This window comes from Streptococcus cuniculipharyngis (assembly GCF_007859195.1).
In the GTDB taxonomy this organism is placed as follows: Bacteria; Bacillota; Bacilli; order Lactobacillales; family Streptococcaceae; genus Streptococcus; species Streptococcus cuniculipharyngis.
Map to the genome: position 1 here is coordinate 318,406 of NZ_VOHL01000001.1, position 23,450 is coordinate 341,855.

General features: G+C 42.4%; 25 protein-coding genes. 6 read left to right on the plus strand and 19 right to left on the minus strand.

Annotated features, from left to right (window positions below; translation table 11 throughout):
* Positions 1–16: 16 nt before the first annotated feature.
* From FRX57_RS01570 to yjbM, 3 genes are read right to left on the minus strand one after another with little or no spacing between them, the layout of a single operon-like run.
* The gene (locus FRX57_RS01570) at positions 17–907 is read right to left on the minus strand and encodes an RluA family pseudouridine synthase (RefSeq protein WP_146565956.1); all 891 of its coding nucleotides are present in this window, start codon (positions 905–907) and stop codon (positions 17–19) included.
* Complete coding sequence (locus FRX57_RS01575) at positions 897–1,739, minus strand: NAD kinase (RefSeq protein WP_146565958.1); 843 nt, start codon at positions 1,737–1,739, stop codon at positions 897–899. The genes FRX57_RS01570 and FRX57_RS01575 overlap by 11 nt, the downstream gene beginning before the upstream one ends.
* A complete protein-coding gene (gene yjbM / locus FRX57_RS01580; protein WP_146566684.1) occupies positions 1,714–2,382 on the minus strand; it encodes a GTP diphosphokinase in 669 nt (222 codons plus the stop codon). The genes FRX57_RS01575 and yjbM overlap by 26 nt, the downstream gene beginning before the upstream one ends.
* A 206-nt stretch (positions 2,383–2,588) precedes the next feature.
* On the opposite strand from yjbM, the gene FRX57_RS01585 reads away from it, so the two are divergent.
* The 6 genes from FRX57_RS01585 to FRX57_RS01610 all read left to right on the plus strand — a co-directional run bounded on the left by FRX57_RS01585 (position 2,589) and on the right by FRX57_RS01610 (position 7,152).
* Positions 2,589–3,158: a CYTH domain-containing protein gene (locus tag FRX57_RS01585; RefSeq protein WP_146565960.1), complete on the plus strand. Its 570-nt coding sequence runs from the start codon at positions 2,589–2,591 to the stop codon at positions 3,156–3,158.
* Between the two features lie 84 nt (positions 3,159–3,242).
* Positions 3,243–4,229 carry a ribose-phosphate diphosphokinase gene (locus tag FRX57_RS01590; protein ID WP_146565962.1) on the plus strand — a complete coding sequence of 329 codons (987 nt, stop codon included), beginning with the start codon at positions 3,243–3,245 and terminating at the stop codon, positions 4,227–4,229.
* Positions 4,226–5,347: a cysteine desulfurase family protein gene (locus tag FRX57_RS01595; RefSeq protein ID WP_146565964.1), complete on the plus strand. Its 1,122-nt coding sequence runs from the start codon at positions 4,226–4,228 to the stop codon at positions 5,345–5,347. Before FRX57_RS01590 ends, FRX57_RS01595 begins: the two co-directional genes overlap by 4 nt.
* Position 5,348: 1 nt before the next feature.
* Positions 5,349–5,696: a DUF1831 domain-containing protein gene (locus FRX57_RS01600; protein WP_146565966.1), complete on the plus strand. Its 348-nt coding sequence runs from the start codon at positions 5,349–5,351 to the stop codon at positions 5,694–5,696.
* Positions 5,697–5,804: 108 nt separating this feature from the next.
* Complete coding sequence (locus FRX57_RS01605) at positions 5,805–6,452, plus strand: redox-sensing transcriptional repressor Rex (protein WP_146565968.1); 648 nt, start codon at positions 5,805–5,807, stop codon at positions 6,450–6,452.
* Positions 6,442–7,152 (plus strand): gamma-glutamyl-gamma-aminobutyrate hydrolase family protein, encoded by a 711-nt coding sequence (locus tag FRX57_RS01610; RefSeq protein WP_146565970.1) that lies wholly within the window; start codon positions 6,442–6,444, stop codon positions 7,150–7,152. The genes FRX57_RS01605 and FRX57_RS01610 overlap by 11 nt, the downstream gene beginning before the upstream one ends.
* Here FRX57_RS01610 and radC read toward each other — a convergent pair.
* The 16 genes from radC to lepA all read right to left on the minus strand — a co-directional run bounded on the left by radC (position 7,139) and on the right by lepA (position 23,353).
* Positions 7,139–7,828: a RadC family protein gene (radC, locus tag FRX57_RS01615; RefSeq protein ID WP_146565972.1), complete on the minus strand. Its 690-nt coding sequence runs from the start codon at positions 7,826–7,828 to the stop codon at positions 7,139–7,141. The genes FRX57_RS01610 and radC overlap by 14 nt on opposite strands.
* Before the next feature lie 202 nt (positions 7,829–8,030).
* Entirely contained in the window at positions 8,031–9,137 is a 1,107-nt protein-coding gene (locus FRX57_RS01620) for an AI-2E family transporter (protein ID WP_146565974.1), read from the minus strand.
* 96 nt (positions 9,138–9,233) lie between these two features.
* Positions 9,234–10,670 carry a 6-phospho-beta-glucosidase gene (locus FRX57_RS01625; RefSeq protein ID WP_146565976.1) on the minus strand — a complete coding sequence of 479 codons (1,437 nt, stop codon included), beginning with the start codon at positions 10,668–10,670 and terminating at the stop codon, positions 9,234–9,236.
* Complete coding sequence (locus FRX57_RS01630) at positions 10,667–11,281, minus strand: histidine phosphatase family protein (protein WP_146565980.1); 615 nt, start codon at positions 11,279–11,281, stop codon at positions 10,667–10,669. Before FRX57_RS01630 ends, FRX57_RS01625 begins: the two co-directional genes overlap by 4 nt.
* Positions 11,282–11,428: 147 nt before the next feature.
* On the minus strand, positions 11,429–11,749 hold the full coding sequence (locus FRX57_RS01635; protein WP_146565982.1) for a role in replication: 321 nt from the start codon (positions 11,747–11,749) through the stop codon (positions 11,429–11,431).
* A 38-nt stretch (positions 11,750–11,787) separates the two neighbouring features.
* Entirely contained in the window at positions 11,788–12,402 is a 615-nt protein-coding gene (locus FRX57_RS01640) for an SGNH/GDSL hydrolase family protein (RefSeq protein ID WP_146565984.1), read from the minus strand.
* A 112-nt stretch (positions 12,403–12,514) separates the two neighbouring features.
* On the minus strand, positions 12,515–12,964 hold the full coding sequence (locus FRX57_RS01645; RefSeq protein WP_146565986.1) for a DUF7679 family protein: 450 nt from the start codon (positions 12,962–12,964) through the stop codon (positions 12,515–12,517).
* Between the two features lie 104 nt (positions 12,965–13,068).
* Positions 13,069–13,878 (minus strand): MBL fold metallo-hydrolase, encoded by an 810-nt coding sequence (locus FRX57_RS01650; RefSeq protein WP_146565988.1) that lies wholly within the window; start codon positions 13,876–13,878, stop codon positions 13,069–13,071.
* Entirely contained in the window at positions 13,878–15,233 is a 1,356-nt protein-coding gene (gene vicK, locus FRX57_RS01655; protein WP_146565990.1) for a cell wall metabolism sensor histidine kinase VicK, read from the minus strand. Before vicK ends, FRX57_RS01650 begins: the two co-directional genes overlap by 1 nt.
* Positions 15,226–15,936: a response regulator YycF gene (yycF, locus tag FRX57_RS01660; RefSeq protein WP_146565992.1), complete on the minus strand. Its 711-nt coding sequence runs from the start codon at positions 15,934–15,936 to the stop codon at positions 15,226–15,228. The genes vicK and yycF overlap by 8 nt, the downstream gene beginning before the upstream one ends.
* A 107-nt stretch (positions 15,937–16,043) precedes the next feature.
* Positions 16,044–17,051: a DUF3114 domain-containing protein gene (locus FRX57_RS01665; protein ID WP_246100891.1), complete on the minus strand. Its 1,008-nt coding sequence runs from the start codon at positions 17,049–17,051 to the stop codon at positions 16,044–16,046.
* Positions 17,052–17,128: 77 nt separating this feature from the next.
* Positions 17,129–19,072 carry a threonine--tRNA ligase gene (gene thrS, locus FRX57_RS01670; RefSeq protein WP_146565994.1) on the minus strand — a complete coding sequence of 648 codons (1,944 nt, stop codon included), beginning with the start codon at positions 19,070–19,072 and terminating at the stop codon, positions 17,129–17,131.
* A 12-nt stretch (positions 19,073–19,084) separates the two neighbouring features.
* A complete protein-coding gene (locus FRX57_RS01675) occupies positions 19,085–19,402 on the minus strand; it encodes a nucleoside triphosphate pyrophosphohydrolase family protein (protein WP_146565996.1) in 318 nt (105 codons plus the stop codon).
* A 257-nt stretch (positions 19,403–19,659) separates the two neighbouring features.
* Positions 19,660–20,994 carry a glycosyltransferase family 4 protein gene (locus FRX57_RS01680; protein WP_146565998.1) on the minus strand — a complete coding sequence of 445 codons (1,335 nt, stop codon included), beginning with the start codon at positions 20,992–20,994 and terminating at the stop codon, positions 19,660–19,662.
* 89 nt (positions 20,995–21,083) lie between these two features.
* Positions 21,084–21,470, minus strand: a complete 387-nt coding sequence (locus FRX57_RS01685; RefSeq protein WP_146566001.1) for a MerR family transcriptional regulator — start codon at positions 21,468–21,470, stop codon at positions 21,084–21,086.
* A 56-nt stretch (positions 21,471–21,526) separates the two neighbouring features.
* Positions 21,527–23,353 (minus strand): translation elongation factor 4, encoded by a 1,827-nt coding sequence (gene lepA / locus FRX57_RS01690; protein WP_146566003.1) that lies wholly within the window; start codon positions 23,351–23,353, stop codon positions 21,527–21,529.
* Between the last annotated feature and the right edge of the window lie 97 nt (positions 23,354–23,450).

Below are 23,450 nucleotides of genomic sequence, written 5' to 3' on the forward strand. Positions count from 1 at the left end.
AAGTAACCTCTATCTTTTAATGTTCACTTTTTATGATAACCGTTTTCATGTCATCTGTCAAGCGACTTGTGTGTTCCTGCCTTTCCTTGGTAAAGGGATTTACAAAGGATAGGCGATAGCAATGAAGAGCCTGCCTAGTAATGCCTAAATCCATTCGTCCACCATAAAGGTCATCTCCCAACAAGGGAAAACCAATATGGGAAAAATGAACGCGAATTTGATGAGTTCTACCCGTATGTAGTTTGATATCAACCAGCTTGACCTGACCGAAATCTTCTACCACTCGATAGCTGGTATGAGCGTATTTGCCAGAGGGATGGACACAACGGGTGATAATACTATCTTCTGGTCTAGCGATGGGGGCAATAATTTCCCCCTGCTTGGCCAATTCTCCTTCTCCTGCGACCAAGGCATAATAGCGTTTCTCAATGGTCTTAGCCTGAAGTTGCTTATCCAAACGCGCATGGGCATAACCATGCTTGGCAAAAAGCATCAAACCGCTGGTATCCTTGTCCAAACGCGTCACAATGTGTACTTGTTTATTGGGATAATCATTAGAGAGATAATAATGCTTGACAAAATTGGCCATCGTATTAGAGTGAAGAATACTAGGAATACTGGCCACACCATGTGGTTTATCCAAGACCAAAAAATGCTCATCTTCGTAAATAATATTAAGTGGTTGTTCAACTGGTGTCAAACTACCATCAAGGTCTGGTTCATCAGGCACCTCAATGGTTACCTGATCACCAACCTGCAAGACAAAAATAGCATTTTCTTCACGACCGTTAACCCAAATATTCCCCCCTTTGAATTTTACCTTGGCCAAAAGAGCCTTGGATACATCATGTTCTTTTAGAAGGCTTTTGACCTGACAGGGGCGATGGGCAACAAACTCAAATTTCATCGTCTAATTCTCCAATAAAGGCATCTCGCACCCGTTCCCAAAAACTCGTGTGATTCTCCGAACCCAAAAAATGAATCTTTTTCCGGTCAATCTCAAACTCAATTTTAACCACATCACGATGCTTGTAGGTTTTATTATCTATAGTAATCACATAAGTTCCTAGACGCCTAGGGATAACCTCGATTGTTTCATGTTTTGGAACAATAAGTGGACTACCCAAAGTTCGAAAAACACGGTTATTGAGGCTAGCAATTTCCGTCAGCTGCAAGGCCTCAATCGTTGGATGGAGCACTGCCCCGCCCAAGGATTTATTATAGGCCGTACTCCCTGTCGGCGTTGACACGGATAACCCATCACCTCGAAAACTTTCAAACTTGATGTCATTGACGATCACATCGGCTACCATCGTTTTTTCCAATCGTTTAATGGTTGCCTCATTCAAGGCGCGTGACGTCAAAATTCTGCCATCTGAAAGTGTCGTCTTAACAGACAAAATAGGATAGGAAATCTTCTCCCCCTTGTCTGAACGCAGATTTTCCAATAATGTATCAACCTCGAAATCACGATAATCCGTATAAAATCCCAAATGTCCTGTATGAATACCAACAAAGCGAATATTGTCTAAAGAGCGTTCATACATATGGAAAGCCGACAAAAGCATGCCATCCCCACCAATGGAAATCACCACATCTGGATAGCGCTTAGTCAGATAAAAATCATCATCATCACGCAAAGTCGTAAATAGTTTATGGGCAATGCCCCTACTATGATAATTACCATTGGAAACAATGGCAACCTTAATTTGCTTATCTGTAAAATTCGTCTGTGTCATCACTATTTCCTACACCGTCACTTACCCTTTTATGCACAGGGTCAAAGAGTAGCTGGGCCTCCTTAATCTCATCTCTTATTTTTCGCATTTCTTCATCTAATTCTAGGGCAATTTCTGCTGTTTTTTCCAACCGTTCGCGTAAGTCGTCTGGAAAATCTCCCTGATATTTATAATTAAGGGAATGTTCAATCGTTGCCCAAAAATTCATGGCCAAAGTTCTAATCTGTATTTCTGCCAAAACAGTTTTGGGACCATCAATGGTATCTACTGCATACTCAACAATCACATGATAAGACCGATAGCCACTAGCCTTTTTATGATTAACATAATCCCGCTCACGCAGAACCCTCATATCTTTTCGTTGCCGAATCAAGGCCAAAACTTCATCAATATCGTCCACAAATTGGACCATGACCCGCAAACCAGCAATATCCTCAATGCCCTCTTCAATATCTTCTAGGGCAACCGCTCGACGACTCATTTTTTCCTGAATGCTCTCAACTGATTTTACCCTGCCTGTGACAAATTCAATCGGTGAATGACGCCCCTGTTTCCGAAATTGTTTCCGAATGCCACGTAACTTTATCTTTAACTCACCGACCGTCTGAATATAAGGGTCTAAAAATTCTTCCCAATCTATCATCTGCATGACACCCCTTTTCTTAACACAGGATCTCTTACCTACCTGCCTTGCCTAACTTTTACCTTTCTATTATAGCATATTTTCTTGATTCATGAGCCTGGGCAGGATTGCTGGCGAACAAGCTACCAAAAAGAGTCACAAAAAACATGCTAATTTAAAAACTTTGTTATACAATAAACTAAATGACATCTTACAAAGGAGCCCTTATGACACACCTAGAAATTGAATACAAGACCTTATTAACCAAAGATGAATACAAAAGATTGGACCTCTTATTTAGTCACGTCCCAGCCAAATCTCAGACCAATTATTATTTTGATACCGACAATTTCCTGCTAAAACAACATCGGCTATCTCTCCGGATTAGGACCCTAGCTGATCGTGCTGAATTAACCCTAAAAATCCCACAAACAACCGGCAATCTTGAGTACAACCATCCCTTAGATCTAACCCAGGCTAAACAAATGATTCATTCTGGTGCCATTCCCTTGAACTCCACGACACAATTAATTGTTGATGCTGGTATTCCTCTAACCGACCTGGGCTTATTAGGGCATTTAACAACTGTACGGCGGGAAACACAACTACCTATTGGTCTCTTGGCCCTAGACCGTAATTACTATGGGCAAGTCAAAGACTATGAGCTAGAATTAGAGGTTCTTGATGCTAAAACTGGCCAAAAAGATTTCCTTGATTTTCTTGCCCAGTACCATATCGATTATAAATTTGCTAAAAGTAAAGTGGCACGTTTCAGCAGCACCCTGAAAAAAAAATAAGCCAGTTCCACCCCTGCTACTGAAATTTTTCACTATTTTTGATAAAATGGATATGATTAATAAGTTAAAGGAGCCTACCCTATCATGTTAGACCAAGCCCATATTGCTAAGCAGCCAAAACTTTTCTCCCTCTCTTCAAATTATGAGATGGCCGAAAAGATTGCTGAAACCGCAGGAATTCCCTTGAGCAAAGTGTCTTCACGTCAATTCTCTGACGGTGAAATTATGGTAAACATTGAAGAAAGTGTCCGTGGGGCCGATATTTACATTATTCAATCAACTAGTTTCCCTGTCAATGATAATCTCTGGGAACTACTCATCATGATTGATGCTTGTCGTCGCGCTAGCGCCAACACCGTCAATGTGGTCATCCCCTACTTTGGTTATGCCCGTCAGGACCGTATCGCTTCCTCACGTGAACCAATCACGGCTAAGTTAGTCGCCAATATGTTGGTAAAAGCCGGTGTAGATCGTGTACTGACCCTGGACCTCCACACTGTTCAAGTGCAGGGCTTTTTCGATATCCCTGTCGATAATCTCTTAACGACACCCCTCTTTGCCAAACGTTACATTAACCAAGGCTTGATCAGCGAGGATGTTGTGGTTGTCAGCCCGAAAAATTCTGGTATTAAACGTGCTCGTAGTTTAGCAGAATACCTTGATGCCCCTATTGCAATCATTGACTATGCTCAAGATGACGCCATGCGTGAAGAAGGCTATATCATTGGTGATGTCAGTGGCAAAAAGGCTATTCTGATTGATGACATTTTAAATACCGGTAAAACCTTAGCTGAGGCCGCAAAAATTGTTGAGCGTGGCGGCGCCACTGAAATTTATGCAGCTGTCAGCCATGCCCACCTAACCAAGGGAACCGCTGAAATTTTGAATGCTTCGCCAATTAAGGAAATTATTGCGACTGAATCCATCAAGAGTAAGTACAAGCAACCAAGTCAACTAGCCTACATTTCCGCTAGCCAACTCATTGCGGACGCTATCATGCGAATCCATCAACGACAACCACTAAGTCCCCTCTTTTCCTATCACTCTAACGAGGAAACAACTGAGTCATGATTTATTTAGATAATGCAGCCACTACAAGTCCTGCCCTGTCTGTCATTGAAAAAATGGCCACTGTGATGCAGGAAAATTTTGCCAATCCTTCTAGCACCCACAGCTACGGTCGCAAGGCCAATCAAGAACTACGTCAGTGCCGCCAATCCATCGCCCAACTACTCCAAGTTGAGGAAGACACTATTCTCTTTACTTCTGGCGGGACTGAAAGTAACAACCTCGCCATCAAAGGGTATGCCTTGGCTCATCAAAATCAAGGCAAGCATATCATCACTAGCCAAATGGAACATCACTCAGTGCTCCACCCACTAGCCTATCTTGAAGAACGTTTTGGCTTTGAGGTAACCTATCTAGCACCTCAAAATCAAACCATTACAGCTCAACAGGTCAAAGAAGCGCTACGGGAAGACACCATTCTGGTGTCAATCATGCATGCCAATAATGAAACTGGTGATTTTTACCCCATCGAAGAGATTGCTCAGGTTTTAAATCACCATCAGGCAGCCTTCCATGTTGATGCTGTTCAAACAGTCGGAAAAATCCCTGTCTTTCCTCAAATTTTAGGGGTTGATTTTCTCTCGGCTTCTGCCCACAAATTCCACGGACCAAAGGGAGTTGGCTTCCTTTATTGCAGGCATCGTCATTTTGATGCTCTTCTACAAGGTGGGGAACAAGAAGGAAAGCGACGTGCCAGCACTGAACATTTAGCTGGTATCGCGGCGATGACCTTAGCTCTTGAACAGGCCTTAGCTAACTTGACTCAAGATAACCAGCATATTGCACAACTAAAAAAACAACTTCTCCAACAATTAAATCAACTTGATATTCCCTATTACCTCAACCAGAGGAACGATGCCCTTCCCCATATCCTCAATATCGGCTTTCCTCAATCAAACAATATGCTACTCATCACACAGTTGGATTTAGCCGGTATTGCGGTTTCCGCAGGCTCGGCATGTACTGCTGGTAATATCACACCTAGCCATGTCTTAGCCAGTTACTATGGCCCAGATTCCCCACGCCTGCAAGAAGTCATTCGCATCAGTTTTTCAAAATCCAACAGCCTAGAAGAAATTTCAACAGTGGCTAAGACTTTAAAAGAAATGGTAGGAACCTAATATGGCATTTGCTAAAGAAATTCACCTTACGGACTGCAAATACAGTTATCGTATCAGCCCAAAAATCAAAAAGTACACCTTGCGCGATACCACCTTTGTTGAAACCAAGATTGGTCAATATGAACTACAACGACTGCTTGAAGAAGTACCGAATTCCAACATTGGTTTTCCACTAAAAATTATCGTTAATCGTGAGTTAACAGCCTTTAAATTAAACATCACTGACCAATCGGGCTTGCGGCTAGTTAATATTTTCAAATCTCCCGACCACAAAATTCTCCAGGATAAGTTTTATTTCTTGATGGACAGCCTGGTTGAACGTGGCATTTTTGAGAAAGAAGAAAAATAAAAAGCGTCAATACGCTTTTTTTATCACCAAATAAGCTAGATTAGTTGATATTTTCACAAGGTTTCATTAAAATAGTAATAAAAGGATTACAAAGGATTAAACATAGCCATGACAATTGATAAAACCATTCCAAATGCTACTGCTCGACGCTTATCACTATACTATCGTATTTTCAAACGCCTTAATGCAGAGTCAATTGATAAGGTCAACTCAAAACAAATTGCAGATGCTATCGGTATTGATTCTGCAACTGTTCGTCGTGATTTTTCCTATTTTGGTGAATTGGGACGACGTGGCTTTGGTTATGACGTTAAGAAACTAATGACATTTTTCGCCGATATTCTCAATGATAATTCTACAACAAATGTCGTTCTTGTCGGTGTCGGAAACCTTGGTAAGGCATTGCTTCACTACCGCTTTCACGAACGAAATAAAATGCAAATTGTTGCAGCCTTTGACACTGGCAATCATGATATGATTGGTCAAAATAGCCCTGACGGTATCCCCGTTTATGACATCTGTCAAATCAAAGACCAATTGGCTAAACTCAAGAGTCATACAGCCATTCTCACTGTCCCTAGTGTTAAGGCACAAGAAGTCGCAGATATCTTAGTTGCAGCCGGTATTAAGGGAATTTTGAGCTTCTCACCCATCCACCTTAACCTACCAAATGATGTGGTTGTGCAATATGTTGATTTGACTAGCGAATTGCAAACCCTTCTCTATTTTATGAATCAGGACCATTATGACAAATAAACAAAAACAACCGATTATTGGCATCACAGGTAACCAAAGAACCAATCTTGATAACACCACACCTGATGGCATCAACATTTCTTACACTGCTACAGGTTTTGTTGAGGGAGTCAAAAGAGTTGGAGGACTCCCTCTTATTATTCCAATCAGTAAGCCCGAAAGTGCCCACATCTATATCAATCTCATTGATAAGCTCATTTTAACCGGCGGGCAGAATGTCCTCCCCGAATTTTATGGCGAGGTCAATCAAACTAATGATTGTGATTTTTTGCGTGAACGTGATGAATTTGAACTTGCCCTAATCAAGGCAGCGCTTGAACAGAAAAAACCAATTTTCTCTGTCTGCCGGGGCACACAACTAATGAATGTTGCCTTGGGAGGAAATCTAAATCAAGTTGTTGAAAACCATTGGCAAGACCATCCATCAGACTATCTCTCACAAGATATGGCAGTTAAACCTGATAGCATTCTCGCGAGTATTTATGGTCAAAAAACGGCCATCAACTCCTTCCATCACCAGAGTATCAAAGATTTGGCCCCAGGTTTAGAGATCATTGCCCATGATCCTAAAGATGGAACGATTGAAGCGGTAACCAATTCTCAACTACATTTCTTAGGGGTTCAATGGCATCCTGAACTGCTCTATGGCCATCGCAATGAAGATCTGGCTCTCTTCGATTATGTGGTTAATCATCTTTAAAAACCGTATTTTCTTCACGAAAACTATAGTAATCATGCTTACCAACAATAATATGATCTAAGAATAAAACGCCTAAGTCTTGACAAGACCGTTTAATTTTTTTCGTAAAGTCAATGTCATTGTCACTCGGAAATGGAACACCAGATGGATGATTATGAACCACAATCAGTGATGTCGCCATAGTCTTACAGGCATGATATAAAATTTCACGTGGCTCTGCAATAGAGCGGCGGACTCCCCCAATAAAAATAACTTTTTCTTTAATAATCCGATTTTGTGTATCAAGATAGAGCGCCACTAGGTGCTCTTGTTTTTTATCTCCCAGGGCCAACATCATCTTTTTAGCCACTCGTTCACTACTTAAAACCCTCTCCTGTTTTATATACTCTGACTGGTGAATTCTTTTTGACAATTCTAACATGGCCTTAATTTCAATAGCCTTAACCTGACCAATGCCAGATAACTGTTGTAATTCTTGAATAGAGAGTTCCCTCAAGTCAGCAAGATTAGCCAGACCAGCAATGATTTGATTCGCAATGTCCATCACAGATAACTTTTTATTTCCCGTTCGTAAAATAATAGCTAATAGCTCCTGATGGCTGAGTTGTTCTGCTCCTAGGGCCAATAAGCGTTCTCTTGGTTTCATGGCTTCTTCTGCTAATTTAACGGCATACATACACCCACCTCCTATCTATTAATTCGTAACAGATAAACAAAAAAGAATTTACAGCCATCATGACTAAGGCCATGACCTGGTAGCCATAACTTTCTTAATTTCTAAAACACCACTACAATCGTATTAACCTATCTCCGCTATCTGAAGCAACTAAAATACCTCACCAGCAACTGGTGAGGTATTTTAACTTCTTTTTTATCAGTTAATTAAGATGCCCTTGGCGCTTAGCGATATGGTCTTTCAGTAGTTTGTAAAGGCTGGCTGCTATGGGAACAGCTACCAACATGCCTAAAATTCCAGCCAAGGCTCCTCCAACAGTAATAGACAAGAGCACCCACATACCAGGAAGCCCAATTGAACCACCAACCACACGTGGGTAAATGAGGTTTCCTTCAAACTGTTGTAAAATAACAATGTAAACCACAAAGAAGATTGCTTGATTGATAGACTGGGTCATGATTAAAATAGTCCCAATCGCTACACCAATATAGGCCCCAACAACAGGGATAAGGGCTGTAAAAGCAATGACAATTCCAATCGTCGGAGCATAGGGTAATTTAAACATCAGCATCCCAAGGGTCGTCAAACTACCTAAAATCATAGCTTCTAAGGTCTGACCGATAAAGAAACGACTGAAACTTTGATGTAAGGTTTGACGAATATAGTGGAACTTAGTTGAAAATCTTCCTAGATAGGTATCAATCAAGAGGTTAATCTGTCTCCCCAAATCTTCCTTACTAGCTAAAATATAGATAGAAAAGACAAAACTAACGAAGACAGAGATTAAACCAGACGCAAAACTACTAACTGAAGACACCACATTGGATAGAATCCCCAAAAACTGATTGGAAATTTGACGACTATAAGATGAAATCTGCTTACTAATTTCAGCTTCTCCGCCAAGATAATCCACAACTTTTGCCACATAATCGTTATTTTGAATGTCATCTAAAATCTTTTGAATGTCAGATGGGTTGATGGCCAATAAGCGTTGCAAACTAGCAATCAAGTCCGGCAAGACAATTGAAAAAATAACAAAAAAGACAAATGCAAAAGTCAGATAAGCCAAAAGTAAACTCAAGCCACGCTGTCCTTTAATGGGCTTTTTAAAAAGTTTGAGTAACAGAGTTTCATAGTTACTCATAACGATGTTAACAATATAGGCAATACCTGCTCCTGTCAGGAAGGGACTTAATGATTGATACAGAGTCCCTAACAAGGATTCCCCGACCTTCCAATAGGTCATGATGGCATAGCAGGCTGAAAAAGTTAAAACAACAAATAGAAAACGAGATTTATTAAATGTCATAAGTCCATTCTACCCTATCTAGGGATTTTTTTCCACCAAAAAATCCAAGAATTGAAATTCATACAGAAAAAGGTTGAAAATTTTCAACCTCTTTTCTTATAATTGACTACCATTGCTAGCGATAACCTGCTTGTACCAGTCAAAGGATTTTTTCTTAGACCGTTTCAGTGTGCCATTGCCGTCATTATCACGGTCAACATAGATGAAACCGTAGCGTTTTTTCATCTCTCCTGTACTTGCTGACACCAGGTCAATGCAGCCCCATGAAGTATAGCCCAAAAGCTCGACACCGTCTTGATTGATGGCATCATTCATGGCCTTGATATGCTCACGCAAATACTCAATGCGATAATCATCTGCCACATCACCATTCTCGTCAGGGGTATCAACCGCCCCCAGACCATTTTCCACGATAAACATCGGTTTTTGGTAACGGTCCCAGATGATATTGAGGGTAATGCGAAGACCAAGCGGGTCAATTTGCCAGCCCCATTCAGACTCATCAAGGTAGGGATTTTTGATGGAGGCAAAAATATTACCTGCCGTTTGCTCATTAACCTCTGGATCAGCAGAAGCCACTCGGCTAGAATAATAAGAGAAGGAAATAAAATCAACCGTGTGCTTTTTCAAGAGTTCTAAATCTTCCTCGGTCATGACGACCTCGATACCATCACGCGCCCACTGTTTCTTAGCATAGTTTGGATACTCTCCCCTAGCCTGCACGTCAATGAAAAAGTAATTTTCTCGGTCCAACTTGACACTTTCCCAAACATCATCTGGTTTTGGCGTATTTGGGTAATATTGCCCTGCCGCCAACATACAACCGACCTTGTTGTTTGGGTCAATCTCATGAGCAAGCTTAGTCGCTAGGGCTGACGCTACCAATTCATGATGGGCAGCCTGATATTTAACCTGCTCAACATTTTCCCCCTCTTCAAAATAAAGTCCTGCTCCCATAAACGGAGCATGTAAAATCATGTTGATTTCATTAAAGGTCAACCAGTACTGGACCAAGCCCTTGTAACGCGTGAAAATGGTACGACAAAGACGCTCATAGAAAGTGATGAGTTGACGATTCCGCCAACCGCCATACTCCTTAATCAAGTGCATTGGACAATCAAAATGAGTAATGGTCACCAAGGGCTCAATGCCATGTTTACGACATTCCTTGAAAACATCTTCGTAGAAAGCCAAGCCCGCTTCATTTGGCTCGAGCTCATCTCCCTTAGGAAAAATCCGTGACCAAGCAATAGACATGCGATAGGTCTTAAAGCCCATCTCCGCAAAGAGAGCAATATCTTCCTTATAGCGATGGTAAAAATCGATAGATTCCTTGGCTGGATAGAAATAGCCCTCCTCAAAGTCAAACATCTTCTTTTTACCGGCAATGATTGGGAAACGGTCCTTGCCAATCGGCACGACATCAACATTGGCTAAACCACGGCCGTCAACATTATAGGCCCCCTCACACTGGTTAGCAGCCGTTGCTCCACCCCAGAGGAAATTTTTTGGAAATTCTGGATAAGTTGTCATCTTAAGTCTCCTTCTTTTTGATAAATGATGTGATTGGCCACAGGGTCAATGACTGCTTGTAAATCAAATTGCCCTTGCTCATAACGATAATGGAAAATAGAACAGTTGGGCAAACCGAGCTTGGGTAAGTCTGGCAAGTCCAAACTCAGCAGAAAGGCCCACATGGCTCCACCATGGCTAACAGCTAGGATTGGGTCTGCATCGTCTTTGTGTTTGATCATCAGTTGGGTCAAGGTCTCTGTCATTCGTTGGCCAACAGCTTGACTATCCTCGCCACCAAACTGAACAAAGAAATCTCCGTAGCTAGGACCAGTCAGTTTGGGTTGAAGAATTTCACGTTCTCCCTCAAACCAACCAAAATCCCATTCTTTAATCCCTTTCAAACGTTGATAGTCTGTTCTGCCACTAACCAATTCAGCTGTATCACAGGCCCGCTCTTGGGTTGAGGCATAAACCTGAGAAAAGCTAATGTCCTGCTCTTGAAAATACTTTCTAGCCTGACGAGCTTGTGCCTGCCCCTCTTCTGTCAAGGGCGAATCACAGGCTCCCTGAATCCGTCCTTGAAGATTAAAACGGGTCTGACCATGCCGCATGAGATAAAGCTCTGCCATTTGTCATCCCTCCTTTTGATAGTTCTATTATCACACGAAAATGACTAAAATTCTAAGCAAATCATCTGAAAAACTGATACTATCCTCTGATTTTTTAAGAAACAAGAAAAAACTATGCCAAGTCTCCCCAGCATAGTTATCTCATAGTCAATCTTCTACAACCTGATAATCTTTGGCAAAGCGTTTGGCGGATACAATCCGATGATTGGTGATATCCAAAACATCTCCCTCATAACCTAATTGATACATGCCATAGCCTACAAAGCCTCCACCAGCTGCACTGCCAGTAGCTCCCAATTTGAGATTAGTCGCTAAAGAAGCCTGTAAGCCTGCCATCAAGACCCTGATATGATTATCCATCCAGCAGATATACTGCTGCCTGAAAGCTTGCTCAACCCAGTCAGGTTGGGGACTGTCCTTACCAATCACCCAAACTTGGGCAGGTTTTCCTTGATACCATACTGCCATTGTCATCTACCTCCTCTTGCTGATAATAATATCACTCATTATAGATAAAGGGTTAACTGTTCTGCCAATTTTTCATAAGCTGTCATGCTTAGGTGGAGGCCATCACTGGTATAGGCTTGAGCTAGCTGCCCCTGGTCATCTAAAAGAACAGGATAGAGATTGATAAATTCCACCCCACCCAAGACCGCCAAATCCTTATTTAGAGCTTGGATGGTCTGATTATTGCGAACCTTGACCTTGTCTTGGTAGCTAGGATTTTCATTAACTGGCAAAACAGAAAGCAAATAAATCTGACTAAAATAGTGAGCTTGACGAATAGTGGCCACTATCTCGCTAATGCGTTTGACAATCTCCTGATTGGCATAGCCGCGACCAATATCGTTAACCCCAATCATCAGGAAAATTTTACTCGGCTCTAGGGCCAAGACCTGCTCTGCCAAATGCTCCTGCAACCAAACCGTGTCCGTGCCAGCAATTCCCCGATTGATGAGCTGCTGCTCTCTCCCTAAGTATTTTTTTAAGGGAAAAAACTCCGTGATGGAATCACCAACAAAGACCGTGGCTCCCTTGTTTTCTTTGGCATTGGCCGCCACAAAAGTCGCCAAACGTTGCTCAATATATTGGTCCAATTCTAGTCTACTGGTTTCTAACATCTTTTCTTCCTTTCCCATCCCCTCACTTCAGGTTAGCAATAAAATAAGCGGTACAATCTGATAAACTAAACTGAATCAAAATTTCTTACCAAGTCAGCAAGCTAAGCATCAGTCAGCTTTTGGTTGATTCATTGTTTGCCAAGTTACCTCTGCGCCAGGCACGCCGCCAACGATAATAGTCCCAAAACAGACTGAACTTATTCCACCAAGGGTAGTCATGTTGCACAAACCGCAAACTTTGCCAAAAATGCCTCCAGCCTCTGGTTTGCCAATTATCTTCAACTAAAAACTGCCCTCTCGTTCGTTTTTGTTGTTCCTTATAGCGATAGAAAAAAGCAGTTACCCTAGCAAGTTCAATCCTAGGTTGATAGTTGTTGGCTTCCGTATAATCGTCTACTGGAACATTAATTAGAGCATTGTGCAAAAAGCCAGACCACTTGCCAGGATTTTCCCAGTAATAAATCAAGACTGGGCGCTGTAAATCCTTTGGTAATTGAAAGATTTTTTCCTGACCCTTTAGGGTTTCAACCTTGACATAAAATATTTTTTTCTTTCTTGCCATCAAGATTTCCCCCCCTCTTTATTCTCCTTCTATTATAGCAAAATTCAAGCATTTTCTAAACAAATTAGCGAAAAACGACTTCAAAAAGTCGTCTTTCACTATAATCAAATGGTTACTAGCGGTGTGGCATTATCCGGTGAGGTGTCATAAATCTTGACTTCTTGCCCCACACCAATGTCTGCCTTCAGAAGATGATTGGTCATGGTCATATGGGCCAACTCCTTGATATTATTTTCCTTACTCAAGTGCCCCAAGTAAATCCGCTTGGTTTTTTGTCCCATCGTTCGCAACATACTATCTGCCCCATCCTCATTAGAGAGATGCCCCTTATCTGACAAAATTCTCTGCTTGGTCGCCCAAGGATAGGAGCCTGCTCTTAAAATATCAACATCATGATTGGATTCAATCAAATAACCATCAGCATTAGCTAACAGATCCGACATGCGATCACTAACATAGCCAGTATCTGTTAACATGACAAAGGATTTATCATCCTTAATAAAGCGGTAAAATTGTGGAGCAACAGCATCATGGCTAACAGCAAAACTCTCAATATCCAAATCCCCTAGGGTCATTAGCTTGCCACACTCAAACACATGCTTTTGCTCTAAGGCTAATTTTCCTATAAGATTTTGTTGGTCAATAACCTGCCAGGTTTTTTGATTGGCATAAACATCTAGCTGGTATTTACGCGCTAAAACACCTACTCCTTGTATATGGTCACTATGCTCATGTGTGATAAAAATAGCATCCAAATCTTCTGGTTGGCGATCGATTTCAGCCAACAACTGACTAATTTTTTTTCCAGATAAGCCTGCATCGACTAGGATTTTTTTCTCCCCAGTTTCCAGATAGAAAGAGTTACCACTGGAACCGGAGGCTAAAATGCTATAGCGAAATCCTTTTTCTTTCATTATTCTAACTCAACATCCTCCCATTCTTCAAAACTGCCCTGTACTCGCTCATACGGCAGAACTATTGTAAACGTAGAGCCTTGGCCATCACGGCTTCTAGCCCAAATAAAGCCCTTATGTTGTTTAACAATTTCCTTAGCAATCGACAGACCTAAACCGGTCCCTCCCTGAGCTCGACTTCTAGCCTTGTCAACGCGGTAAAAACGATCAAAAATCAAAGGTAAGTCTTTCTTAGGGATACCCAAGCCCTGATCTTCAATGGCAATAATTAGCCGATTCTCAGTTGTTTTGACACTAACTGTGATTTGACCGCCATTAGGAGAATATTTGATGGCATTATTCAGGATATTATCTAACACTTGGGTCATTTTATCAGTATCGATTTCCAGCCAAATAGGGGTAATCGAGTAATCACGGATAATCTCAAAGGTTTTACCCTCACTGGCTTGCTGGTTTTTTATCTGATCAAAGCGATTTAAAATGGCCGTCATAAAAGCGGTAAAGTTCGTCATTTCGACATTTAACTGACTGGCCTGATTGTCAATCCGTGACAAGTTCAGCAAGTCTGAAATCATCCGCATCATACGGTTGGTTTCATTTAAGGATACCTTGATAAAATCTGGAGCCACCGGCTCATTTAAGGCGCCATCATCCAAGGCTTCAAGATATGACTTGACCGAGGTGAGGGGAGTCCGCAATTCATGACTCACATTGGAGACAAACATGCGTCGCTCCCTTTCTTCTTTTTCCAAGTTTGTCGTATCATGAAGAACTGCAATCAAACCTGAGACAAAGCCGTTTTCTTTACGGTTGAGGGCAAAACGAATCCGCAAGGTGACAAATTCTCCATTTTCATCGCGACTATTAAGCACAACTTCTGGAGTCTTGGTAATCAAGTCTTGATAACTATAGGGGTTATCTCGGCCTAAGATGTCAAGAATTGATAGCTCAAAAGCCTTGTCTTTGCTAACATTCAACTGTTTTTGAGCGGTTGCATTAATCATGACAATCCGACCTGTTCGATTGGTAGCGAGAACCCCATCTGTCATATAGGCTAAGACGCTGGCCAAACGATTACGCTCCTGAACCAGATTATCATGGGTTGAACGTAAAACTGTCGATAATATATTGAGATGGTTGGCCAAATCCACAATTTCATCATCCCCTTTTAGAATCAGATTTCCTGTGTAATCCCCCGAAATGAGACTCCTTACCTTAGCATTTAAGAGTTTGACATTTTTAGCATGCCGGTAATCTCGAACGGCCAGCCAAATAAAATAGACGGCTACAAAACCTAGTAAGAAGAGGAGAGCCAGTTCAAACCAGGTTAAATTATTGATAACTGTATTATTCATGGATTCTCATATAGTAGCCAACACCACGTCTCGTCATAATGTACTCTGGACGGCTTGGCGTATCCTCCAATTTTTCTCGCAAACGACGCACAGTTACATCCACTGTTCGCACATCACCAAAATAATCATACCCCCAAACAGTCTCCAAGAGATGCTCACGAGTCATCACTTGGCCAATATGCGTAGCCAAATGGTGAAGCAACTCAAATTCACGATGGGTCAATTCCAAGTCTTCTCCACGTTTTTGCGCCAAAAAAGCATCCGGAATAATTTGCAAATCGCCAATAATAATCTTGGGAATCCCTGTATCAGTCTGTTCCTCACTAAGGGCCGTTTCAATGTTCTCTGTTCGACGCAGATGAGCCTTAATGCGAGCCAGTAACTCACGATTAGAAAAAGGCTTGGTCACATAATCATCTGCACCGATTTCTAGGCCGATAACCTTGTCAAACTCACTATCCTTGGCAGATAGCATAATAATGGGAACATGACTTGTTTTTCGGATTTCCTTAGCTACTTCTAAACCGTCTAGTTCTGGCAACATCAAATCCAAAACCACCAGGTCAGGTTGTTCCCTTTCATAGACAGCTAGTGCTTCTCTGCCATCAAAGGCAGTGGCCACATCATACCCCTCCTTGGTTAAATTAAACTTAATAATATCCGAGATTGGTTTTTCATCATCAACAATTAGTATTTTTTTCATCTCATTTCACCTCATTCTTCTTACCTGCTATTATACCAAAAGTCCCCAAAATTAACATGAAGCAAGCACAACTCCCTCCTACCACCTAAGCGAGTTGAAAACTCCCTTTAAAACTGTCGCACTAAACGTCGAAAGGCCTTGACCGCTTCTTTATTTTGCTGGTGAGCCGACTGATTGTTTTTGGCATAGAGTCCACTAGGATTAAAATAACTTTTTTCATAGGTTGGCGCTTTTTTACCTTGCCGATTGGGTGCCCGAAAGCCTTTGAGGGCCATTTGACGAAAGACAGGATCATGGATTGCTACTGGATTGACATCCAAGTGCCAATGCCGCTGCCCCTTGCCATAATTAAAACTAGCACCATTAACAATCCCAATTTCCGTCACCTCTTTCGTCTCCAGTTCATTCAAAAAATTACCCTGACTATCTAAAATAAACTCCGTGTGAAAACCAACTAAAACCTTGATATTAACCGAGGGATAGGCCGAGGGGTAAATTTTTTCCCCTTTCCGAAACTTGACCTTATTGTGCAGGCGAGCCGATGACCTAGTGCTATAAGCAAAAGGACGATAGGCAAAAGTCTTTCTCAAATAACGAGCTAGAGCCTTAGCATCCGTCTGCCCCTCTTGTCCATAATGCTCTCGCACATAGGCAGCCTGCTGGCTGGAAATCAGATAGCGGAGCTGATGAATCTGCCGGGCCAATAAACCAGGCTGGCAAAGAGCCTCTTGGGGAAAAGTTCGATTGACCAGCCGAGCCAATTCCCGCCAAAAGCCATCATGGGGGGCCAGATGAGGCCAAAATCGCCTAACCAAGGCTTGATTTTCTGATAGCTGCCCTGATAAGTCTTGGGGAAAATCCAAGTGATTGAGCAAAATCTGCAAGAGCTGCTGGGGGCTAGATTGCTTTTTTTCTACCCGCCACATGGCCTTGAAAGCCTCTGTGCCGACCCTAGTATCCCTGACAGCCAAATGTTGACCTAAAACAGCCCGTAAACTGGCCTTTGACCAGCCCTTGGCCAGCAAGGTCAATAGCTGCCTAGCTAACTGGTAGCGAGCTCTAAGAGATTGTTCCGTGAAATCTCCTTGCTGACCAGTCATAACCAATTCCCACATGCTTGCTCACCCTTTCTGTTTTCTTTCATTATATCACAATCACACAAAAAGAAACTGGATAACCAGTTTCTTGATGATTAGTCGCTAACACGTGAGTAGTTGGCAATATCTGCCAGAATATTGTCAACGAATTCAGCCACGGTTTCTGTATGGGTTTCCTTGCTACCGTAACGACGAACATTAACAGATTTATCAGCCATTTCCTTGTCACCGACAATCAGTTGGTAAGGGATTTTCTTAGTCTGACTTTGGCGAATCTTGTACTGCATTTTCTCATTACGTTCATCAACAACTGCACGGACACCACGGTCTTTAAGAGCTTGAGCCACTTCCCAAGCGTAGTCCGTATGGGCGTCGTTTGAGATTGGAATAAGGGTTACCTGAGTTGGTGCCAACCAAGTTGGGAAAGCTCCCTTGTAGGTCTCAATCAAGTAGGCCGTAAAGCGTTCCATGGTTGAAAGAACTCCACGGTGAATCATAACTGGACGATGTTCTTCACCATCAGCCCCCACATAGGTCAGCTCAAACTTCTCTGGCAACAAGAAATCAAGCTGAATGGTTGATAGGGTTTCATCATTACCCAAGGCTGTTTTCACCTGAATATCCAATTTTGGTCCGTAGAAGGCTGCTTCACCCTCTGCCTCATAGTAGTCAAGCTCCATATCATCCATGGCTGCCTTGAGCATGGCTTGGGCATTTTCCCACATCTCATCATTGTCAAAGTATTTTTCCTTGTCCGCTGGATCACGGTAAGACAGACGGAAGGAATACTCGGTCAAGTTAAAGTCTGCATAAGCGTCAAGAATCAACTGCAAGGTCCGTTTGAATTCTTCACGGATTTGCTCAGGTGTAACGAAGATATGGCCATCATTAAGGGTCATCTCACGCACCCGCTGCAAACCTGATAGGGAACCTGATTTCTCATAACGGTGCATCATGCCAAGCTCGGCGATACGGATTGGCAACTCACGATAAGAGTGAACATGATTTTTATAAACCTGAACATGGTGTGGGCAGTTCATAGGACGCAAGACCAAATGCTCGCCTTCACCCATGTCCATTGGTGGGAACATGTCCTCACGGTAGTGATCCCAATGGCCAGAAGTCTTATACAAATCAACATTGGCAAGCGGTGGGGTATAGACATGCTGATAACCATACTCGATTTCTTTATCGGTGATGTAACGCTCCACTGTGCGACGAATGGTTGCACCATCTGGCAGCCAGAATGGCAAACCTTGCCCCACTGCTGGATTAACCATGAAGAGGTCTAATTCTTTACCAAGTTTACGATGGTCACGTTCCTTGGCTTCTTCACGCATTTGAATGTATTTTTTCAAGTCTTTCTTGTCAAACCAAGCTGTTCCATAGACCCGTTGCATCATGGCATTGTCGCTATTACCACGCCAGTAAGCACCAGCCACATTCAAGAGTTGGAAAACTTGGATATGACCAGTCGTTGGCACATGAGGGCCACGGCAAAGGTCAGTGTATTCACCTTGACTATAAATGGTCAAGCCACCCTCATCTTCTGAATGTTCTTCAATCAATTCCAGCTTGTAAGGGTCATTTTTGAAAATCTCACGCGCTGCTTCCTTGCTGACTTCTTTGCGAATACTTGGGAAATTTTCCTTGACGATTTTACGCATTTCTTCTTCAATGCGGGGCAAATCTTCATTGGTAATTTGACCTGCTGCATTGTCTGTATCATAGTAGAAACCGTCCTGAATCGCTGGCCCTACCCCCAAATGAATATCAGGGAAAAGACGACGAGCCGCTTGGGCAAATAAATGGGCCGCTGAGTGACGCAAAAGCCCAAAAGCATCTTCATGGTCTGGGGTGACAATTTCCAAGCTACCATCTTCCATGATTGGACGAGTGGTGTCAATCAATTTGCCATTGAACTTACCAGCCAAGGCTTTTTTTGCCAAGGAATTGCTGATTGATTGAGCAATTTCAACAGTTGTGACGCCAGCTTGGAACTCACGAACTGCTCCATCTGGGAAAGTAATATTAATCATAGGTATCTCCTTTTATTTTTTTATCCCTAATAGCTCTTCTTTTTGAACTAAAAAGGTTTCCATTTCTTGCTGAATATCAATGTCTAGACGATCGGCCAAGGCAATCAGCCACCAAATGTTTTCAGCCAGTTTATGCTCCAACTTATAGGGTGTTTCATCATAATAACGTCCCTGTTTGGTCATCACCAGCCGATTCATATGGCCAATATCATTGGTCAAAGCCAAGAGATCTTCCTCAATGGTCCATTCTTTCTGATGGTGTTTGATTTCCAATTCTCTATAGGCTTGTCGCACATCTTGACACCGTTTCAATAGGTCATCTGTCAGCATACTATCTCCTCAAAATAAAGACGACGCCCTCACAAAAAGGACGTCGTAACGTGGTTCCACCTTCATTTATGCAGAAAATCCTGCACCTCATTGCTGGTTATAAGGTGACCACCCTTTTATGTTTACATAAAATCGAGGGAAGAGTATTTGCTTGCTTAAGTTTACGCCACTTCCAGCCACGGACGCTCTCTCTAAAACCCGACACAAGAAACATGTTTCCACTTACATTATACCATTTTCTAAAAATTTAGCAAGATTTAATCTAAAAAATCTTTGATGGAATGAACTAACCGTTTGGGCAGTTTCATGGCTTTAATAGATGTCTGCGCTGTCTTTTTGGCCGCTGATTTTGGTAAACTGATAGCCTTACGAACTAGCTTAACAGAAGTTTCTGTCTTACTTCCTGGTAAGGTCATCGAAATATGCTCTTGTTTCTGATTGGCCTTAGCAATCAGAACATCTAAATAAAAATTATAAACGGATTGACCAAAATGCTGGGCTGAAATGTCATACAGTTTTTCATCCCATAACAGCTGTTCTTTTTCAGGAGTGACTAAAACAGCCTCTAAGATCGCCCCTGCCAAATCCCATTGACTCTCATATAAAATACCAAACATAGGGTTAGTAATCAAATCACTGAGATAGGGATTGGCACAAGCAATAATTGGTGTGCCACTTGCCAAGCTCTCTGTATAAGTTAGGCCTTGCGTCTCGCTGGTTGAGGCACTGATAAAGAAATCTGCTGCATGATAGTACAAGGCTGTCTTATCATGAGGCACCATACCCGTAAAAATGACATGCTCATTAATACCTAGCTGCTGAGCCTGCTTCTTTAAGGTTTCCAAATAAGGGCCATCGCCTGCCACCACCAATTTAACTGCCTGAGTTTCAGATAACACTTCAGGTAGACTGGCTAAAATAGCTTGAATATTTTTTTCATAGGAAACACGAGATAGGCTGAGTAACATTTTTTCCCCTGCTTGGATTCCCAAATCCTCTCGTAATTGAAGCAAGCTTTCTTGAGAAATATCTTCTCGCACATAATCTTCTAGGTAAATCCCTGTTGGAATAATCCGCTTAGGAACCTTGATGGCATAATCATTCATGAGATTGAGCACAATTCGACTGGGACAAATAAGACCGTCCAAATCCTTCAAGTAGCCTCGCATAATGTATTTTACCATACTAGGACGGATAACTTTCCCATTGGCGATATAGTTGACATAATCCTCATACTGGGTATGGTAAGTATGGACAACGGGAATCCCCAGAGCTCTCCCTAAAATTTTCCCCAAAATCCCCACACTAAACTCTGTTTGAGTATGAATAATATCTAGTTGGTATTTTTTGGCAATTTTATAAGAAGACAACAGTCCCCGATAAACGACGCGCCGCTCAGTAAAGGAAATAAAGGGAACACTAGGTAGGCGAATAATGGTTGGGTCATCATAGGCACCGATGTCTTTATCTGTAGTGGTAAAAATATAGACCTCATGGCCATTAGCTTCTAGCATTTGTTTCAGGGTTTGAATACTGGTTGCCACCCCTGATACTTGGGGAAAGTAAGTATCTGTAAACAAGCCAACTCTCATCTGCCATCCTCCTTAATTATCACTCCTATCTTATCATAAATTGGCTTGATTTTCAAAATCTTGTTCTAATCAACTGGTGAATTAGCCAGTCACTGTCCTTTTTCAAATAACCTCTTTTCATGGGGAAGAATCTGCTCTTGGTAATGGTCGATTTTGTAATCTAATTGATTTAGGGCCGCCTGTAAATCTGACAAGCGTTGGGCTAAAAGCTCTCGCTCCTTGGTCAAGAGAGCCACGCGCTCACTCAGGGTTTCTTGCCCCTGCCTAACCAAGTTCATGTAGGCTGACAAAGTCTCCACCGACATACCCGCCTGCCTAAAACAGCGGATAAAGTTTAGAGTATCAACATCTCGTTGATTAAAGTCTCGAATCCCAGCCCTATCTCGCTTAATCTCAGGCAAGAGACCAATTTTTTCATAATAGCGAATGGTGTCTGCCGATAGGTTGGTCAGTTGGCAAACTGTTTTTATCTTCATGCTTATCTCCTTAACATTTGGCTAAGACAAAAGCTGGGCAACACCCAGCTCATTGCTTATTTTTCATCATCCATGCTCAAGACGCTCAAGAAGGCTTCTTGTGGTACTTCTACCGAACCGATAGATTTCATCCGTTTCTTACCAGCTTTTTGTTTCTCAAGGAGTTTCCGTTTCCGCGACACGTCACCGCCATAACACTTGGCCAAAACATTTTTCCGCAAGGCCTTAATGTCTGTCCGAGCCACGATTTTATGCCCAATGGCAGCCTGAATAGGTACCTCAAACTGTTGACGTGGAATGATTTTCTTAAGTTTTTCCACGATAATTTTCCCACGTTCATAGGCAAAATCACGGTGAACGATAAAGCTAAGGGCATCTACCTTGTCGCCATTGAGGAGAATATCCATCTTGACCAGACGTGAGGTACGATACTCAGAAATCTCATAATCAAAGCTAGCATAGCCACGGGTTGATGACTTGAGCTTGTCAAAGAAATCAAAAACAATCTCCGCTAGGGGAATTTGGTAGATGACATTGACCCGATTGTCGTCAATGTATTCCATGGTTACAAAATCACCCCGCTTGCGTTGGGCTAGCTCCATAACCGCACCAACAAATTCCTGCGGCACCATGATTTGAGCCTTGACATAAGGCTCTTCAATGCTAGCCACCTTGGTTGGGTCAGGGAACTCACTAGGGTTAGACACTTCAAGCTGATTGCCATCTGTGGTATTGACATGATAAACCACCGATGGCGCAGTCATAATGAGGTCAATGTTGAACTCACGTTCCAAGCGTTCTTGGATAACGTCCATGTGCAAAAGCCCCAAAAAACCACAACGGAAACCAAAACCAAGGGCTTGGGACGTTTCTGGTTCAAATTGCAGACTGGCATCGTTGAGCTGAAGTTTTTCCAAAGCTTCACGCAAGTCGTTGTACTTGTTGGACTCAATCGGATAAATCCCTGCAAAAACCATGGGGTTCATCTGCTTATAACCCGCCAAAGGCTCACTGGCTGGATTGCTTGCCAAGGTCACTGTATCACCGACACGGGTATCCGCAACGGTCTTGATAGAAGCCGCAATATAGCCAACATCACCGGTCGCCAAGAACTCACGTCCCATGGCTTTAGGGGTAAAAATTCCCACTTCTGTCACATCAAAGGTCTTGCCATTAGACATCAGTTGAATCTTATCGCCGGGCTTGACAATCCCGTCCATGACCCGCACTTGGAGAATGACACCACGATAAGCATCATAAACCGAATCAAAAATCAGGGCCTTCAAGGGAGCCTCGACATCACCAGTTGGGGCTGGCACTTTTTCAACGATTTGCTCCAAAATCTCCTCAATGCCGATTCCTGCCTTGGCTGAAGCCAAAACAGCCTCGCTGGCATCCAAGCCAATGACATCTTCTACCTCGGCACGGACACGTTCCGGATCTGCTGCGGGCAAGTCAATCTTGTTGATAACCGGCAAGATTTCCAAGTCATTATCCAAAGCCAGATAGACGTTAGCAAGGGTTTGAGCCTCAATACCTTGAGCGGCATCCACCACCAAAATGGCTCCTTCACAAGCTGCCAAAGAACGTGACACTTCATAGGTAAAGTCCACGTGCCCTGGGGTATCAATCAAGTGGAAAATATAGGTCTCGCCGTCCTTGGCGGTGTAATTCAATTCAATGGCATTGAGCTTGATGGTAATGCCACGCTCACGCTCCAAATCCATGCTATCCAAGAGCTGGTCCTGCATTTCTCGGCTAGAAACAGTCTCTGTCTTTTCCAAGATACGGTCTGCCAGGGTTGATTTGCCATGATCAATGTGGGCGATGATGGAAAAATTCCGTATCTTTTCTTGACGTTTTTTCAATTCACTACTATTCATCAACTATCCTTTACTATTCGATTCAATATGTCCTATTATACCAAAAAATTCAACAAAATGGCTACTACTGTCATTAGAAAAACAAACACCAGTCTAA

Excerpts from the sequence above, each read along its gene's own strand:
- FRX57_RS01570 (WP_146565956.1), bottom strand. The coding sequence starts at position 907 with ATGAAATTTGAGTTTGTTGCCCATCGCCCCTGTCAGGTCAAAAGCCTT.
- FRX57_RS01575 (WP_146565958.1), bottom strand. The coding sequence starts at position 1,739 with ATGACACAGACGAATTTTACAGATAAGCAAATTAAGGTTGCCATTGTT.
- yjbM (WP_146566684.1), bottom strand. The coding sequence starts at position 2,382 with ATGATAGATTGGGAAGAATTTTTAGACCCTTATATTCAGACGGTCGGT.
- FRX57_RS01585 (WP_146565960.1), top strand. The coding sequence starts at position 2,589 with ATGACACACCTAGAAATTGAATACAAGACCTTATTAACCAAAGATGAA.
- FRX57_RS01590 (WP_146565962.1), top strand. The coding sequence starts at position 3,243 with ATGTTAGACCAAGCCCATATTGCTAAGCAGCCAAAACTTTTCTCCCTC.
- FRX57_RS01595 (WP_146565964.1), top strand. The coding sequence starts at position 4,226 with ATGATTTATTTAGATAATGCAGCCACTACAAGTCCTGCCCTGTCTGTC.
- FRX57_RS01600 (WP_146565966.1), top strand. The coding sequence starts at position 5,349 with ATGGCATTTGCTAAAGAAATTCACCTTACGGACTGCAAATACAGTTAT.
- FRX57_RS01605 (WP_146565968.1), top strand. The coding sequence starts at position 5,805 with ATGACAATTGATAAAACCATTCCAAATGCTACTGCTCGACGCTTATCA.
- FRX57_RS01610 (WP_146565970.1), top strand. The coding sequence starts at position 6,442 with ATGACAAATAAACAAAAACAACCGATTATTGGCATCACAGGTAACCAA.
- radC (WP_146565972.1), bottom strand. The coding sequence starts at position 7,828 with ATGTATGCCGTTAAATTAGCAGAAGAAGCCATGAAACCAAGAGAACGC.
- FRX57_RS01620 (WP_146565974.1), bottom strand. The coding sequence starts at position 9,137 with ATGACATTTAATAAATCTCGTTTTCTATTTGTTGTTTTAACTTTTTCA.
- FRX57_RS01625 (WP_146565976.1), bottom strand. The coding sequence starts at position 10,670 with ATGACAACTTATCCAGAATTTCCAAAAAATTTCCTCTGGGGTGGAGCA.
- FRX57_RS01630 (WP_146565980.1), bottom strand. The coding sequence starts at position 11,281 with ATGGCAGAGCTTTATCTCATGCGGCATGGTCAGACCCGTTTTAATCTT.
- FRX57_RS01635 (WP_146565982.1), bottom strand. The coding sequence starts at position 11,749 with ATGGCAGTATGGTATCAAGGAAAACCTGCCCAAGTTTGGGTGATTGGT.
- FRX57_RS01640 (WP_146565984.1), bottom strand. The coding sequence starts at position 12,402 with ATGTTAGAAACCAGTAGACTAGAATTGGACCAATATATTGAGCAACGT.
- FRX57_RS01645 (WP_146565986.1), bottom strand. The coding sequence starts at position 12,964 with ATGGCAAGAAAGAAAAAAATATTTTATGTCAAGGTTGAAACCCTAAAG.
- FRX57_RS01650 (WP_146565988.1), bottom strand. The coding sequence starts at position 13,878 with ATGAAAGAAAAAGGATTTCGCTATAGCATTTTAGCCTCCGGTTCCAGT.
- vicK (WP_146565990.1), bottom strand. The coding sequence starts at position 15,233 with ATGAATAATACAGTTATCAATAATTTAACCTGGTTTGAACTGGCTCTC.
- yycF (WP_146565992.1), bottom strand. The coding sequence starts at position 15,936 with ATGAAAAAAATACTAATTGTTGATGATGAAAAACCAATCTCGGATATT.
- FRX57_RS01665 (WP_246100891.1), bottom strand. The coding sequence starts at position 17,051 with ATGTGGGAATTGGTTATGACTGGTCAGCAAGGAGATTTCACGGAACAA.
- thrS (WP_146565994.1), bottom strand. The coding sequence starts at position 19,072 with ATGATTAATATTACTTTCCCAGATGGAGCAGTTCGTGAGTTCCAAGCT.
- FRX57_RS01675 (WP_146565996.1), bottom strand. The coding sequence starts at position 19,402 with ATGCTGACAGATGACCTATTGAAACGGTGTCAAGATGTGCGACAAGCC.
- FRX57_RS01680 (WP_146565998.1), bottom strand. The coding sequence starts at position 20,994 with ATGAGAGTTGGCTTGTTTACAGATACTTACTTTCCCCAAGTATCAGGG.
- FRX57_RS01685 (WP_146566001.1), bottom strand. The coding sequence starts at position 21,470 with ATGAAGATAAAAACAGTTTGCCAACTGACCAACCTATCGGCAGACACC.
- lepA (WP_146566003.1), bottom strand. The coding sequence starts at position 23,353 with ATGAATAGTAGTGAATTGAAAAAACGTCAAGAAAAGATACGGAATTTT.